The sequence below is a fragment of the Kitasatospora sp. NPDC057965 genome (assembly GCF_042887135.1).
Taxonomy (GTDB): Bacteria; Actinomycetota; Actinomycetes; order Streptomycetales; family Streptomycetaceae; genus Kitasatospora.
Genome location: NZ_JBHVPZ010000020.1, coordinates 21,919 through 36,623 on the forward strand (window position 1 = coordinate 21,919; position 14,705 = coordinate 36,623).

General features: G+C 74.8%; 10 protein-coding genes and 1 riboswitch. Of the genes, 6 read left to right on the forward strand and 4 right to left on the reverse strand.

Annotated elements, in window-relative coordinates; genetic code table 11:
- Window positions 1–109: 109 nt before the first annotated feature.
- A complete protein-coding gene (locus ACFVVU_RS25100) occupies window positions 110–574 on the reverse strand; it encodes an SRPBCC family protein (protein WP_387792324.1) in 465 nt (154 codons plus the stop codon).
- A 227-nt stretch (window positions 575–801) separates the two neighbouring features.
- On the opposite strand from ACFVVU_RS25100, the gene ACFVVU_RS25105 reads away from it, so the two are divergent.
- Window positions 802–1,608, forward strand: coding sequence for an SAM-dependent methyltransferase (locus ACFVVU_RS25105; RefSeq protein ID WP_380686269.1), 807 nt, complete (start codon window positions 802–804; stop codon window positions 1,606–1,608).
- Window positions 1,605–3,722 carry a putative bifunctional diguanylate cyclase/phosphodiesterase gene (locus ACFVVU_RS25110; RefSeq protein WP_380686271.1) on the forward strand — a complete coding sequence of 706 codons (2,118 nt, stop codon included), beginning with the start codon at window positions 1,605–1,607 and terminating at the stop codon, window positions 3,720–3,722. Before ACFVVU_RS25105 ends, ACFVVU_RS25110 begins: the two co-directional genes overlap by 4 nt.
- A gap of 67 nt (window positions 3,723–3,789) precedes the next feature.
- Here the strand turns inward: ACFVVU_RS25110 and ribA are convergent, their stop codons facing one another.
- A complete protein-coding gene (gene ribA, locus ACFVVU_RS25115; RefSeq protein WP_355374748.1) occupies window positions 3,790–4,446 on the reverse strand; it encodes a GTP cyclohydrolase II in 657 nt (218 codons plus the stop codon).
- A 329-nt stretch (window positions 4,447–4,775) separates the two neighbouring features.
- Here ribA and gdhA point away from each other — a divergent pair, with 329 nt between their 5' ends.
- From gdhA to ACFVVU_RS25135, 4 genes are all read left to right on the forward strand, one after another.
- Window positions 4,776–6,155, forward strand: coding sequence for an NADP-specific glutamate dehydrogenase (gene gdhA, locus ACFVVU_RS25120; protein WP_387792326.1), 1,380 nt, complete (start codon window positions 4,776–4,778; stop codon window positions 6,153–6,155).
- Between the two features lie 220 nt (window positions 6,156–6,375).
- The gene (locus ACFVVU_RS25125; protein ID WP_380683230.1) at window positions 6,376–7,242 is read left to right on the forward strand and encodes a GyrI-like domain-containing protein; all 867 of its coding nucleotides are present in this window, start codon (window positions 6,376–6,378) and stop codon (window positions 7,240–7,242) included.
- A gap of 68 nt (window positions 7,243–7,310) precedes the next feature.
- On the forward strand, window positions 7,311–8,219 hold the full coding sequence (locus ACFVVU_RS25130; protein ID WP_387792328.1) for an NADP-dependent oxidoreductase: 909 nt from the start codon (window positions 7,311–7,313) through the stop codon (window positions 8,217–8,219).
- An 11-nt stretch (window positions 8,220–8,230) separates the two neighbouring features.
- A complete protein-coding gene (locus tag ACFVVU_RS25135; RefSeq protein ID WP_387792330.1) occupies window positions 8,231–9,013 on the forward strand; it encodes a VOC family protein in 783 nt (260 codons plus the stop codon).
- On the opposite strand, the gene lnt is transcribed toward ACFVVU_RS25135, so the two are convergent.
- Together lnt and cobN are read right to left on the reverse strand one after the other, a co-directional pair.
- Window positions 8,977–10,602, reverse strand: coding sequence for an apolipoprotein N-acyltransferase (lnt, locus tag ACFVVU_RS25140; protein WP_387792332.1), 1,626 nt, complete (start codon window positions 10,600–10,602; stop codon window positions 8,977–8,979). The genes ACFVVU_RS25135 and lnt overlap by 37 nt on opposite strands.
- Window positions 10,603–10,678: 76 nt before the next feature.
- Window positions 10,679–14,293 (reverse strand): cobaltochelatase subunit CobN, encoded by a 3,615-nt coding sequence (gene cobN, locus ACFVVU_RS25145; RefSeq protein ID WP_387792334.1) that lies wholly within the window; start codon window positions 14,291–14,293, stop codon window positions 10,679–10,681.
- A 161-nt stretch (window positions 14,294–14,454) separates the two neighbouring features.
- Window positions 14,455–14,540: riboswitch (cobalamin riboswitch) on the reverse strand.
- Window positions 14,541–14,705: the final 165 nt, after the last annotated feature.

The window sequence follows — 14,705 nt, forward strand, 5'->3', positions numbered from 1 at the left end:
GCATCGCCGCAGGCCGGGGCGATGCGAAAGGGTGAACAGTCGGTGAACCCGGGTGCGCCGGGGTGCACGAAGGCCTGCGGGCGTGCGCAGGTGCACGCGGGCGCGCGCCTCAGTCGCCTGGCGCGCGGCGGGCGGCCAGGTGCGCCGCCAGACCGCGCCGGCCCCGTCGCATCATCACCGCGTGGTTGGCGCGGAAGAGCGGCCGGGCGGGAAGCGCGAGCCGGCGCAGCAGCGGCTTGGCCGGGCGGGTGTCCTCCTGGAACAGGGCCAGGGTGCCGCCCGCGCCGTCCTCGGTGACCGTCCAGCGCGACCAGCCGGTGAGGTCGCCGTGCATGGCCGCCTCCAGCACCCTGGCGCCGGGGTCCCGCCGGACGACGGTGAGCCCGATGACCAGCCGGTAGGGGAGCAGCGCGCGCACCAGCACCTCGCCGCGCTCCGGCCCGGTCTCCCGGACGGCCCGGATCTCCGGCCACCAGCCCGGGTACCCGGCGACGTCGGCGAGCGCCTCGAACACGTCCCGCGGCGGCGCGGCCAGCCGCCACACCCCGTGGAACCGGTAGTGGTTGGGGTCCACGGGACGCACTGTAGCGGCGCGGGCCGGGGCGCTGGGCACGGCGCCGGGAGGAGCCGGGGAGCCGGCGGCGCGGCCCGGGGTGGAGTGGGTCACTCCGCTTGCATGCGTTCGGCGTGCAGAGGAGGATCTTTTGTGCTTGTAGTCTCATCAGTCACAGCTGCCACATTCGGCGGCTGGTCCACCAGATCCACCAGATCCACCGGATCCGGAGCGAAGGAGTCCCGAGGATGCGGCGACCGAACTGGGTACCGGAGGGCACGGACCTGGACAAACCGAACGCCGCACGCGTCTACGACTACTACCTCGGTGGCTCGCACAACTTCGAGGTCGACCGGGAGATGGCCCGCAAGGCCATCGCGCTGTGGCCGGAACTGCCGCAGATCATGCGCTCCAACCGGGCCTTCCTGCGCCGCGCCGTCCAGTTCGCCGCCGAGCGCGGCATCGGCCGCTTCCTGGACATCGGCTCCGGGATCCCCACCTTCAACTCCGTGCACGAGATCGCCCGCGCCATCCGCCCCGAGGCGCAGGTCGTCTACGTGGACCGCGACCCGGTCGCCGTCGCGCACAGCCGCCTGCTGCTGGAGGACGACCCGGGCAGCTCCGTCGTCCAGGCCGACCTGCGGGACGTCGAGGACCTGATGTCCCGCCCCGAGGTGACCGCCCTGCTCGCCGCCGGCGAGCCGGTGGCCGTCCTGCTGGTCGCCGTCATGCACTTCGTCGAGGACGCCGAGGACCCGTGGAAGCTGATCGCGGTGATCCGCGACGCCCTCCCGCCGGGCAGCGCCCTCGTGCTCTCCCACGCCTCCCTGGAGAGCCGCCCCGACCAGGCCGAGGACCACCAGCGGCTGTACCGGATGACGCCCACCCCGCTGACCATGCGCACCCACGAGCAGATCGCCGCGATGTTCGAGGGCTTCGAGCTGGTCGAGCCCGGCATCGTCCACCTGCCGCAGTGGCGCCCGGAGCAGCCCGGGACGGTCGGCGAGCACCCCGAGCGGATCGCCGGCGTGGCGGGCGTGGGGCTCCGTCCGTGACGGAGGCACCGGAACCGAGCAGCAGCGCCGAACGGTTCCACGAGGACTGGGCGCGGCTGCTCTCCGGTGACCACGGGACGGCGGTCCACCCCGGCCTGCTCGGCCGGCTCGTCTCCCGGACCGCGGGCCTGCTCCACCGCGCCCAGCTCGACCACCCCTTCGAACCCCACCTGGCCTCCACGGCCGGGGCCGAACTGGTCGACGCCCACTTCACCGACCCGGTGGTGCTCGCCCGGGCGGTCGAGCTGCTCCAGCGCCACCCCGCCGCCGACGGCCGCGGCCCCGCGCTGAGCGGCGCCTTCGCGGCCGGCTGGGCGGCCGCGCTGCGCGAGCGCACCCTGCGCGAGCAGGAGGCCATCCGCACCGCCGCCGATGTCGCCCGCAAGGAGGCCGAGCGGGCGCTGCGCGCCTCCGAGGCCCGCTTCCGCGCGCTGTTCGAGAGTGCCGCCATCGGCATCGGCATCGGCGACACCGACGGCAACATCCTGGCCGCCAACAAGGCCCTCCAGGACCTCTTCGGGGCCGGCCCCGAGGACATGATCGGCCGCCGGGTCGGCGACCTCGTCCACCCCGAGGACACCGACGGCGTCTGGGAGGCCTACGAGGAGCTGATCAGCGGCAAGCGTGACTACTTCCAGTTCGACAAGCCGTACTACCGCCAGGACGGCGAGATCATCTGGACCCATCTGACGGTCTCGCTGATCCGCGACGACGACGGCGTGCCGCAGTACCAGGTGGCCATGCTGGAGGACGTCACCGACCGCTACCGGCTCCAGGACCGGCTGCGTCACCAGGCCACCCACGACCCGCTGACCGGTCTGCCCAACCGGGCGGCGTTCTTCGAACGGCTGGAGAAGCTCTTCGAGGACCCGGACCCGGGCGCCCGGTTCGGCCTCTGCTACGTCGACCTCGACGGCTTCAAGGTGGTCAACGACAGCCTCGGCCACGACACCGGCGACGAGCTGCTGTGCGCCGTCGCCGCCCGGCTGAAGGCCGCGCTCGGCCCGCTCGGGCACCTGGTCGCCCGGCTCGGCGGCGACGAGTTCGTCGTCCTGCTGGAGAACAGCCGCGGCGAGCAGGAGGCGGTCGCCGCCGCCAAGACCGTGCTGAAGGCGCTCTCCGGCCCGGTGCTGATCGGCGACCACAAGCTGGCCGTCGGCGCCAGCGTCGGCGTCCTGGAGCGCCGGGTCTCCACCACCACCCCCGGCGCCGCCGTCCGCGCCGCCGACCTGACGCTCTACCGCGCCAAGGAGGCCGGCCGGGGCCGCTGGATCCTCTTCGACCCCAAGGAGAACGCCCGCGCGGTCTCCCGCTACGCGGTCTCGGTGCGGATGCCCGCCGCCCTCGACCGCGGCGAGTTCTTCATCGACTACCAGCCGCTCTACGCGCTCGCCGACGGCCGGCTCACCGCCGTCGAGGCGCTGGTGCGCTGGCGCCACCCGCAGCTCGGCGTGCTCGGCCCGGACGAGTTCGTCACCACCGCCGAGGAGACCGGGCTGATCATGCCGCTCGGCCGCTGGGTGCTGGAGCAGGCCTGCGGCCAGGCCGCCGAGTGGATCAAGCGGTTCGGCGACGCGGCGCCCCAGCTCAACGTCAACCTGGCGGTCCGGCAGGCCCGCAGCGCCGCCCTGGTCGGCGACCTGGGCCGGATCCTGGACACCACCGGCCTCGACCCGGCCCGGCTCCAGCTGGAGATCACCGAGTCCACCGTGGTCGGCCCGGAGGACGAGGCGCTGCGCACCCTGCACGGCCTGGTCGGCCTCGGCGTCTCGCTCGCGGTGGACGACTTCGGCACCGGCTGGTCCAACCTCGCCTACCTGCGCGACCTGCCGGTCTCCGGCCTGAAGATCGCCGGCTCCTTCGTCGGCGACCTGCACGACCCGGCCAAGGACGAGGAGACCGGCTGGCGGATCGTCAGCGGCCTGGTGTCGATGGCGCACGCCCTCGGACTGACCGTCACCGCGGAGGGCGTGGAGACCGGCCGGGACGCCGAGCGGCTGCGCGTCATCGGCTGCGACTGGGCGCAGGGCTGGCACTTCGGCCGCCCGGTGCGCCCGGCCGAGATCGCCCGCCGGATCACCGAGGAGCCGCGCGGGCGCCCGGTCGCCGGCTGAGCGCCCGCACGGGCGCCCGCCGGCCGCGGGGCAGGAAGGCCGCGGGGCAGCAGGGCCGCGGGGCTGCTCAGCCCACCAGCCGGGACAGCTCGATCGAGTGCCCGGTCCGCTCCGCCTTGGCGCGCAGGTAGTGGACGTTGCTCTCCGAGACGTGCACGCCGGTCGGCACCCGGAGTTCGACGGTGACGCCGAGGGCGGCCAGCTGGGCGGCCTTGTCGGGGTTGTTGCTCAGCAGCTCGACCCCGCCGACGCCGAGCGCGCCGAGCATCTGGGCGGCGGCGGTGTAGTCGCGCCCGTCCTCCGGCAGGCCGAGCGCGGTGTTGGCGTCGTAGGTGTCGAGGCCGGAGTCCTGCAGGGCGTAGGCGTCCAGCTTGTTGTACAGGCCGATGCCGCGCCCCTCCTGACGCAGGTACAGCAGGTACCCGCCGGCGGTGGCGATCCGCTCGACGGCCTCGCGCAGCTGCGGGCCGCAGTCGCACCGGGCGGAGCCGAAGACGTCGCCGGTCAGGCATTCCGAGTGCAGCCGCACCAGCGGCGTCGCGCCCTCGGGCACCGTGCCGAGCGCCAGCGCCAGGTGCTCGGCGCCGTCGGCCAGCCCGTGGAAGGTGAACACCTCCGCCTCCGTGCGGTACCCGTCCGGGAAGGCGAGCGGTATCCGCACCCGGGCCCGCACCCGCACGGCGCCGGCGGCCTGGGAGGAATCGTTCTGCTGCAGCTGCGGCATGGCCGGGCCTTTCGTGACGGGCGGTTCGGGTGGGGCTCGGGTGTCGACGGTACTAGGTAGTTCCAATTTGAACAACATCCGGAAGGGGGTCCATCGGGGGTCGGCGCAGCTCACGAGCGGGTTGCGGGGAGAGGTCCGCTCGGACAGGGGCGGACAAACAGGGGGTTGCAATGAGAGACTGTGCCCGCGCGAGCGGTCCAGGAGTTGCCGCGCTGGTGTTTTTTGCGCCGTGACGCCCTCAATGGCGAGGGGACCGCCGGTGCCTTTGCCCCCGGGACGACGGGGGAGGCGCCCTGTCTGTCGATTCAGACCATGGAAGGTCCTCAGAGATGTCGGCTACCCCCGTGCCCGCTGCGTCCCACGACGCCGGGAACCCCGCCATTGAGTCGCTGTACGCCGAGGTGCTCCGCCGCAACCCCGGCGAGCCCGAGTTCCACCAGGCGGTGCACGAGGTCGTGGAGACCCTCGGCCCCGTCCTGGCGCGCCGCCCCGAGCTGGCGGACGCCCGGATCGTCGAGCGGATCGTCGAGCCCGAGCGCCAGGTGATCTTCCGCGTGCCGTGGACCGATGACCAGGGCCGGATCCACGTCAACCGCGGCTTCCGGGTGGAGTTCAACAGCGCGCTCGGCCCCTACAAGGGCGGCCTGCGCTTCCACCCCTCGGTGAACCTCGGGATCGTGAAGTTCCTGGGCTTCGAGCAGATCTTCAAGAACGCCCTGACCGGCCTCGCCATCGGCGGCGGCAAGGGCGGCTCCGACTTCGACCCCAAGGGCCGCTCGGACGCCGAGGTCATGCGCTTCTGCCAGTCCTTCATGACCGAGCTGTACCGCCACCTGGGCGAGCACACCGACGTCCCGGCCGGGGACATCGGCGTCGGCGGCCGGGAGATCGGCTACCTGTTCGGCCAGTACAAGCGGATCACCAACCGCTACGAGTCGGGCGTGCTGACCGGCAAGGGCATCGGCTGGGGCGGCTCGCAGGCCCGCACCGAGGCCACCGGCTACGGCTGTGTGATCTTCACCCAGGAGATGCTGCGCGCCCGCGGCGAGGAGCTGGACGGCCTGCGGGTCTCCGTCTCCGGCTCCGGCAACGTCGCCCTGTACGCGATCGAGAAGGCCCAGCAGCTCGGCGCGACCGTGGTGACGGCCTCCGACTCCACCGGCTTCGTGGTGGACGAGAAGGGCATCGACCTCGATCTGCTGAAGGAGATCAAGGAGGTCCGGCGCGGCCGGCTCACCGAGTACGCCCAGCTGCGCGGCGGCCACGTCCGCTACCAGGAGGGCACCGGCGTCTGGAGCGTCCCGGTGGACGTGGCGCTGCCCTGCGCGACCCAGAACGAGCTGGACGAGGCGGACGCGCTGGCGCTGGTCCGCGGCGGCGTGCGCGCCGTCGCCGAGGGCGCCAACATGCCGACCACGCCGGAGGCGGTCCGGGTGTTCCTGGAGGCCGGCGTGGCCTTCGGGCCGGGCAAGGCGGCCAACGCGGGCGGCGTCGCCACCAGCGCGCTGGAGATGCAGCAGAACGCCTCGCGCGACGAGTGGTCCTTCGAGCGGACCGAGGAGCGGCTGGCCGAGATCATGCGGAACATCCACACCGCCTGTCACACCACGGCGGAGAAGTACGGCCGCCCCGGTGACTACGTGCTGGGTGCCAACATCGCCGGCTTCGAGCTGGTGGCGGACGCCATGCTGGCGCAGGGCCTGATCTGACCCCCGGCCGCGAGGCCGCCGCACCACCGCACGACCACCCCGCCTCCCCGACCGGCCCCCGCGGCGCCGGCCGGGGAGGCGGCGCGTTTCCCGGTGATCCCGGTGATCCCGGTGAACGGGCCGTGCCACCCGACCGCAGCGGGCACCGGATGTCGGGTCCGGGCGGGCGGCCGCCGCCTACGGTGAGGAGCGTCAGAGGGAAGGACGGGGGCGGGGAACGGTGCTGGACCGGCTCAACGAGGCCATGGAGTACATCGAGGCGCATCTCGGCCAGGAGGTCGACGCGGCCGAACTCGCCCGGATCGCGGTGACATCGGAGTACCACTTCCGGCGGCTGTTCTCGGCGCTCGCCGGGATGCCGCTCTCCGAGTACCTGCGCCGGCGCCGGCTCACCCTGGCCGGTGCCGAGGTGCTGGCCGGCGAGCGCACACTGCTCGACGTCGCGGTCCGCCACGGCTACGGCTCGGGCGAGGCCTTCGCCCGGGCGTTCCGGGCGATGCACGGGGTCGGCCCCGGCGAGGCCCGGCGCTCCGGCGCGGTGCTGGTCTCCCAGCCCCGGATGTCCTTCCGGCTCGTCGTCGAAGGGAGCAGCAGTATGGAGTACCGGGTCATCGAGCGGCCGGCCCTGCGGATCGTGGGCCGGCGGGCCCGGGTCCCCCTGGTCCACGAGGGGGTGAACCCGGCGATCGCCGCGTTCGTCCAGGGCCTCGGGCGGGCGGAGATCGACCGGATCGCGGCCCTGTCGGAGCAGGAGCCGGAGGGCATCGTCGCGGTCACCGAGTTCTTCTCGGACAGCCGGGAGGAGGGCGTACCGCTGGACTACTACCACGCGGTGGTGACCGGGGCAGGGAGCGAGGCGCCGGCGGACCTCGACGTGCGCGAGCTCCCGGCCGGCACCTGGGCGGTGTTCGCGAACAGCGGGCCGTACCCGCGCGCGCTGCAGGAGCTGTGGCGGGACGTCTTCACCCAGTGGTTCCCCTCCAACCCCTACGAGTTCCGGCACGGCCCCGAGATCCTGCGGGTGCGGCCGGACGGCGACCGGGCCGAGGCCGAGCTCTGGATCCCGGTCGTCCGAGTGGCCCAGTAGAACCACCTCCGGGCGGCCCCCGCCCGCATGCTGGGGCGGGGGCCGTCGAGCGGAGAGTGGGAGCGGGGATGGCCAAGGCGTTCGGGTTCGTCGACTACGGCGGGCCGGAGAATCAGGAGTTCCTGGACCGGCCGGTGCTGGAGCCCGGGCTGGGGCAGCTGGCGATCACCGTCCGGGCGGCCGGGGTGAACCCGGTCGACTTGAAGGTCCGCCGGGGCTGGCTCGGCCAGGTGCGCGAACTGCCCGCCGTGATGGGCTCCGAGGCGGCCGGCGTGGTCGAGCGCGTCGGCCCCGGCGTCACCGGGTTCACCCCGGGCGACGAGGTGTTCGGGATCGCGGCGGCCGGCGCGTTCGCCGAACAGACGCTGCTCGCCGCCGCGTCGAGCGCGGTGAAGCCGTCGAAGGTCGGCTTCGACCAGGCCGCCACCCTGCCGGTGGCGGCGGCGACCGCCGACGACGGGGTCCGCGACGTCGGCGTGGGCGCCCGGCAGACCCTGCTGATCCTCGGCATCGCCGGCGGCGTCGGCAGCATGGCCGCCCAGATCGCCCGCAGCCGCGGCGTGCGCGTCATCGGCACCGCGGGCGACGCCAACCGGGAGTACGTGACCTCACTGGGCGCGGTGCAGCTGCGCTACGGCGACGGCGTCGCCGACCGGATCCGGGCGGCCGCGCCGGACGGCGTGGACGGCATCCTCGACCTGGTCGGCGGGGACGACGCCCGGGCGGCCGCCGTCACCCTGGACGACCGCTCCCGGCTGGTCTCCACCTCCGACCCGACCACCGCCCAGGAGCTCGGCGGCCGCTACATCACCCGGTCCACCAGCCCGGAGACGCTGGCCGCGCTGGCCGAACTCGTGGCCGCGGGCGAACTGGACCCGCACATCGTCAGCCGCTACCCGCTGTCCCGCGCCGCCGAGGCGGTGGCGCTCGTCGAGTCGGGGCACGCGCGCGGCAAGGTCGTCCTGGACATCGGCTGAGGAGGCCCGCGATGAAGCAGCAGACGGTGACGACCGGCGGGCCGTGCTGGGTCGAGCACGGCAGTGCCGATCCGGTGGCCGCCCAGCGGTTCTACGGCGAGCTGTTCGGCTGGCGGCCGGAGGCCGACGAGCGCCCCGAGGCCGGTGGCTACACGTTCATGCGGCTGGACGGCGCGGTGGCCGCGTCGGTGGCCCCGCTCTACGGCGAGGGCCAGCCGACCGCCTGGAGCGTCTCCTTCCTGGTCGAGGAGGCCGACGCCACCGCCCGCAGCGTGGTCGCGGCGGGCGGCAGCGTGGTCGTCGAGCCGATGGACGCGCTGGACTACGGCCGGTTCGCGATCGTGGCCGACCCGTCCGGCGCGGTGTTCGGGCTCTGGCAGGCGGGCCGGCTGCGCGGCGCCGAGGTGCTCAACGTGCCCGGCGCGCTCGGCTGGGTGGAACTGCTCACCCGGGATCCCGAGGCCGCCCGCGCCTTCTACCCGGCGGTGTTCGGCTGGAAGGCGGGCCCGTCCGCGCAGTACACCCAGTGGGGCCTGGCCGACGGGGACTTCGGCGGCATGCTGACCATGGGCGAGGACTTCCCGCCGCAGGTGCCGCCGCACTGGCTGCCGTACTTCTCGGTCGCCGACGTGGACGTCTCGGCCGCCCGGGCCGGCAGCCTCGGCGCGAGCGTGCTGATGGCGCCGGTCGACGTACCGGGCGGCGGCCTGCGGATCGCCGTGCTGCGCGACCCGCTGGGCGCGGCGTTCGGCCTCTACTACCGCTCGGAGACCAGGGGTGCGTCCGGGGGCTGACGCCGGCGCAGCGCGACCGCCGCCGCGCCGGCCGTCACCAGGACGGCCGTCAGCGGCACCACGTCCCCCACCCGCAGGTACCAGGTGGACGTGGCCGGAGCGGTCAGCGGCACCCGCACGACCAGGGCGCCGGTGTCGTCCGTACTCAGCCGCGCCAGCTCCCGCCCCTGCGCGTCGAAGGCCGCCGACACCCCGGTGAGCGAGGCCTGCACGGCCGGCCGGCCGGTCTCGGCGGCCCGGATCGCGGCCAGCGAGACGTGCTGCTCGGGCGCCCAGCTCCGCTGGAACGTCGAGGTCGACGACTGGTAGACCAGCACCCGGGCGCCCTCGCGCGCCGCCGTCCGCGCCATGTCGGGGAACGCCGACTCGAAGCAGACCAGCGCCCCGACCGGCAGCGCCCGCCCCTCCCGGTCCACCGTCGGCAGCAGGTGCTGGTCACTGCCGGGCGCCCGGTTCTCGCCCGCTGCCCGGCTGACCCCGGCGACCCAGCCGAGCACCGGTCGCAGCGGGATGTACTCGCCGAACGGCACCAGCCGGATCTTGCGGTACCGGTCGACCACGCCCTGCGGTGACACCAGCACCGCGTCCTTGGAGATCCGCCCGTCCGCCTTGCGCGCGTCCTCGCCCGCCAGCAGCTCGGCCCCGGTCGCGGCGGACAGCGCGCGCAGCCGCCCGAGCGCCGCCGGATCGCGGTCGAGGTCGGCGGTGGTGCTGGACTCGCCCCACACCACCAGGTCCACCGGGTGCTGCCCGACCAGGGCGGCGGTGGCGCGGGCACTGGCCTCGAAACGGGCCTGCGGCTCCCCGACGATCCCGGGCTGGACCAGGGCGATCCGCACCTCCTCGGCCCCTTCCGGGGCGGCCGGTGGCGCCGGGCGCAGCGCGAACAGCAGCGGCCCGGCCACCAGCGTTCCGACGGCGAGCAGCGCCGCGGCGGCCCGCGGGCGCGGGTCGACGGCGGTGAGCACCACCAGCACGGCGGTGTTGACCGCCACCACGGCGGCGCTGACCAGCCAGATCCCGCCGGCCGAGGCCAGCGCCAGGACGGCCGGGTGCTGCCACTGGGTGGCGCCGAGCAGCGCCCACGGCCCGCCCAGCGCCGGCAGGGAGCGCGCGTACTCGGTGGTCAGCCAGACCGCGGCGACCACCGGCGGCGCGAGCAGCGCCCGGCGCACCGTCAGCGGCGGGTGCAGCAGCCGCCACACCGCGAGGCCCACCCCGGCCTGCAGCGACCCGAACACCACGGCGATCAGCGGCAGGGCCGGCCCGACCGAGGACAGCAGCCAGGACATCCCGGTCAGGATGAACCCGGCGCCGAACCACCAGCCGCGCACCGCCGCCTCGCGCGGCCCCGGGGCCCGCTGCATCAGCAACAGGCCGGGGACCAGCGCGACCCAGGCGAGTGCCGCCACCCCGGGTGCGGGGAAGGCGAGCACCGGCACCGCCCCGGCGGCGAGCGCCGCCAGCCGGGGCCGGTAGCGGGCGGCGGCGGCCCGGCCGGGGCGGGCGGCGCGCCGGGCGCCGGCCGCCGTCGGGGTGAGCGGACCGGAGGGGCCGTCGGGGCCGGTGAGCAGGGGAGGGCGCGGCATGATCCGTATTGTCCGCTTGGCGCGGCCCCGTCACCAGCCCCGTGATCACTCGAACGGCCTACGTCTTCGGCACGGGCTACTCGCCGTCGCCCTCCAGGTCGCCCTCGGTCTCCAGGAACGCGGCCTGCAGCTGCTCGATCAGCTCCGGGTCCGGCCGCTCCCACAGCCCCCGGCTCGCCGCCTCCAGCAGCCGCTCGCTGATCCCGTGCAGCGCCCACGGGTTGGCGCCCGCCAGGAACTCCCGGTTCACCGGGTCCAGCACGTACTCCTGGGTGAGCTTCTCGTACATCCAGTCCGCGACCACGCCGGTGGTGGCGTCGTACCCGAAGAGGTAGTCGACGGTCGCGGCCATCTCGAACGCGCCCTTGTAGCCGTGCCGCCGCATCGCCTCGATCCAGCGCGGGTTGACCACCCGGGCGCGGAAGACCCGGGCCGCCTCCTCGGTCAGGGTGCGGGTGCGGACCGTCTCCGGGCGGGTGGAGTCGCCGATGTACGCGGTCGGCGCCTTGCCGGTGAGCGCGCGCACGGTGGCCACCATGCCGCCGTGGTACTGGAAGTAGTCGTCCGAGTCGGCGATGTCGTGCTCGCGGGTGTCGGTGTTCTTCGCGGCGACGGTGATCCGCTTGTACGCGGTCTCCATCTCCTCGCGGGCCGGGCGCCCGTCCAGCCCGCGTCCGTACGCGTAGCCGCCCCAGACCGTGTACACCTCGGCGAGGTCGGCGTCGGTGCGCCAGTCGCGGCTGTCGATCAGCTGCAGCAGGCCCGCGCCGTAGGTGCCGGGGCGGGAGCCGAAGACGCGCACGGTGGCCTTGCGCTCGTCGCCGTGCACGGCGAGGTCGGCCTGGACGTGGGCGCGCACGTGGTTGTCCGCCTCGGGCTCCTCCTGGGCGGCCGCCAACCGGACGGCGTCGTCCAGCAGCGCGACCACGTGCGGGAAGGCGTCCCGGAAGAAGCCGGAGATGCGCAGCGTGACGTCGATCCGCGGGCGGCCCAGCTCGTCGAGCCCGATCGCCTCCAGGCCGGTGACCCGGCGTGAGGCGTCGTCCCAGACCGGGCGGACGCCGAGCAGCGCGAACGCCTCGGCGATGTCGTCGCCGGCGGTGCGCATCGCGCTGGTGCCCCACAGCGACAGGCCGACCGAGGGCGGGTAGGCGCCGTCGTTGTCGGCCCGGTAGCGCTCGACCAGCGAGGCGGCGAGCGCCTGCCCGGTCTCCCAGGCGAGCTTGCTGGGGACCGCCTTGGGGTCGACGGAGTAGAAGTTGCGGCCGGTCGGCAGCACGTTGACCAGCCCGCGCAGCGGCGAGCCGGACGGGCCGGCGGGGACGAAGCCGCCGCGCAGCGCGTGCAGCACGGAGTCCAGCTCGCCGGTGGTCGCGGCGAGCCTCGGCACGACCTGGCCGGCGGCGAAGTCCAGCACCTCGCGGACGGCCTCCGGGAGTCCGGCGGCGACCTTCCCGACCGCCTCCGGCGCCCAGTCGGCGGCCTCCATCGCCTCGACCAGCTCGCGGGCCTTGGCCTCGGCCGCGTCGGTGGCGCCGAGGGTGAGCGCGGCCTCGTCCAGTCCGAGCGCCTCGCGCAGGCCGGGCAGCGCGCTGACGCCGCCCCAGATCTGCCGGGCGCGCAGGATGGCGAGCACGATGTTGACCCGGTCGGTGCCCACCGGGGCCTGGCCGAGGACGTGCAGCCCGTCGCGGATCTGGGCGTCCTTGACCTCGCAGAGCCAGCCGTCGACGTGCAGCAGGAAGTCGTCGAAGCCGTCGTCCTCGGGGCGCTCGTCCAGGCCGAGGTCGTGGTCGAGCCTGGCGGCCTGGATCAGCGTCCAGATCTGGGCGCGGATCGCGGGCAGCTTCGACGGGTCCATCGCGGCGATGTTGGAGTGCTCGTCGAGCAGCTGCTCCAGGCGGGCGATGTCGCCGTAGGAGTCGGCGCGGGCCATCGGCGGCACCAGGTGGTCGACCAGGGTGGCGTGGGCGCGGCGCTTGGCCTGGGTGCCCTCGCCGGGGTCGTTGACCAGGAACGGGTAGACCAGCGGCAGGTCGCCGAGCACCGCGTCCGGGCCGCACTCGGCGGACAGCGCGGCCGTCTTGCCGGGCAGCCACTCCAGGTTGCCGTGCTTGCCGAGGTGCACCACGGCGTGCGCCCCGAAGCCGCCGTCGGCCTGCGCGGCGGCGATCCAGCGGTAGGCGGCCAGGTAGTGGTGGGACGGCGGGAGGTCCGGGTCGTGGTAGATCGCGACCGGGTTCTCGCCGAAGCCGCGCGGCGGCTGGATGAGCACCAGCAGGTTCCCGGAGCGGATCGCGGCGAGCACGATGTCGCCGTCCGGGTTCTGCGAGCGGTCGACGTACAGCTCGCCGGGGGCCGGGCCCCAGTGCTCCTCGACCCGGGTGCGCAGGCCCTCGGGCAGACCGGCGTACCAGCGGCGGTAGTCGGCGGCCGGGATGCGCACCGGGTTGCGGGCCAGCTGCTCCTCGGTGAGCCAGTCCTGGTCGTAGCCGCCGGCCGCGATCAGCGCGTGGATGAGGGCGTCCCCCTCATGGCCGTCGTCGGTGTCCGTGTCCAGGCCGGGCAGCTCGTCGCCGAGGTCCATGCCCTCGGCGCGCAGCGCGGTCAGCAGCCGGATCGCGCTGGCCGGGGTGTCCAGGCCGACGGCGTTGCCGACCCGGGCGTGCTTGGTCGGGTACGCGGACAGCACCAGCGCGAGGCGGCGCTCGGCGGCCGGCACGTGCCGCAGCCGGGCGTGCGCGACGGCGACCCCGGCGACCCGGGCGGCGCGCTCCTCGTCGGCGGCGTAGACGGTCAGGCCGTCCTCGTCCAGCTCCTTGAAGGAGAACGGGACGGTGATCAGCCGGCCGTCGAACTCCGGCACCGCGATCTGGGTGGCGGTGTCCAGCGGGGACAGGCCGTCGTCGCTGGCCTCCCACTGGGCGCGCGACCAGGTCAGGCAGAGCGCCTGGAGGATCGGCCGGTCCAGCGCGGCCAGCGCGCCGGCGTCCCAGGCCTCCTCGTCGCCGCCGGCCTGCGCGTCGGCGGGGCGGGTGCCGCCGGCCGCGAGCACGGTGGTGACCAGGGCGTCGGCCTCGCCGAGGGCGGCCAGCAGCTCCGGCTCGGCGCCGCGCAGCGAGGCGCAGTAGTACGCCCGGGCCTGCGCGCCCCGGTCCTCGATCGCCCGGCAGAGGGTCTCCACGAAGGCGGTGTTGCCGCTCATGTGGTGGGCGCGGTAGTAGAGCACCGCGACGGTCGGGCCCTCGGTGGTGCGGGCCTCGCGCTCCAGCGGGCCCCAGGCCGGGGCGGAGGCCGGCGGGGCGAAGCCGTGGCCGGTGAGCAGCACGGTGTCGGAGAGGAAGGCGGCCAGCTCGGCGAGGTTGGCCGCGCCGCCGTGCGCCAGGTAGGCGTGCGCCTCGGCGGCGATGCCGGCCGGGACGGTGGACAGCTCCATCAGCTGGGCGTCGGGGGCCTGTTCGCCGGTCAGCACGACCACCGGGCGGGGGCCGGCGAGCAGCGCGTCCAGGCCCTCCTGCCAGGCGCGGCGGCCGCCGAGCAGCCGGACCACGACCAGGTCGGTGCCCTCCAGCAGGGCGGGCAGGTCCTCGGGCGTCAGCCGGGCCGGGTTGCCGAGCCGGTAGCGCACCGGCCCCTCGCAGGCGCGGGCGCTCAGCAGGTCGGTGTCGGACGTCGACAGCAGCAGGATCATGCGAAGGCCCTCCCGGCCTCTCCGGCGGACATGGGGGCCGGCACGGGGGCGGGTGCGGGGACAGGCATGGGCATGGGCGACCGCGGGATCGCGGGCATGCGGCGGCGCATGGCATCAAGCCTTCCTCGGGGTCCGCGCCCCGGGCCGGTGGAGGACGGCAGGAGTTCCTGGCTCCCGCGACTCCCCGGACTCCCGGTGAACCGCGGTCACAGTGGCGGGACCGCACCGGGTTCGCACCGGTTTCCTCCCCTGCGCCGTCGCTGGCGTGCGGACGGTCCGCGGGACCGCCCGCGAGCATCGTACGGGGTTGCGGCGGGCCCGGGGGAGTGCAGGTCACGGGCCCGCCGGGCGGGGTCGTACGTGTGACCGACGGTACGGCGTCAACCCGGCGGAGCATCTGTATGCTCGCCGC

Excerpts from the sequence above, each read along its gene's own strand:
- ACFVVU_RS25105 (WP_380686269.1), top strand. The coding sequence starts at position 802 with ATGCGGCGACCGAACTGGGTACCGGAGGGCACGGACCTGGACAAACCG.
- ribA (WP_355374748.1), bottom strand. The coding sequence starts at position 4,446 with ATGCCGCAGCTGCAGCAGAACGATTCCTCCCAGGCCGCCGGCGCCGTG.
- gdhA (WP_387792326.1), top strand. The coding sequence starts at position 4,776 with ATGTCGGCTACCCCCGTGCCCGCTGCGTCCCACGACGCCGGGAACCCC.
- ACFVVU_RS25130 (WP_387792328.1), top strand. The coding sequence starts at position 7,311 with ATGGCCAAGGCGTTCGGGTTCGTCGACTACGGCGGGCCGGAGAATCAG.
- ACFVVU_RS25135 (WP_387792330.1), top strand. The coding sequence starts at position 8,231 with ATGAAGCAGCAGACGGTGACGACCGGCGGGCCGTGCTGGGTCGAGCAC.
- lnt (WP_387792332.1), bottom strand. The coding sequence starts at position 10,602 with ATGCCGCGCCCTCCCCTGCTCACCGGCCCCGACGGCCCCTCCGGTCCG.
- cobN (WP_387792334.1), bottom strand. The coding sequence starts at position 14,293 with ATGATCCTGCTGCTGTCGACGTCCGACACCGACCTGCTGAGCGCCCGC.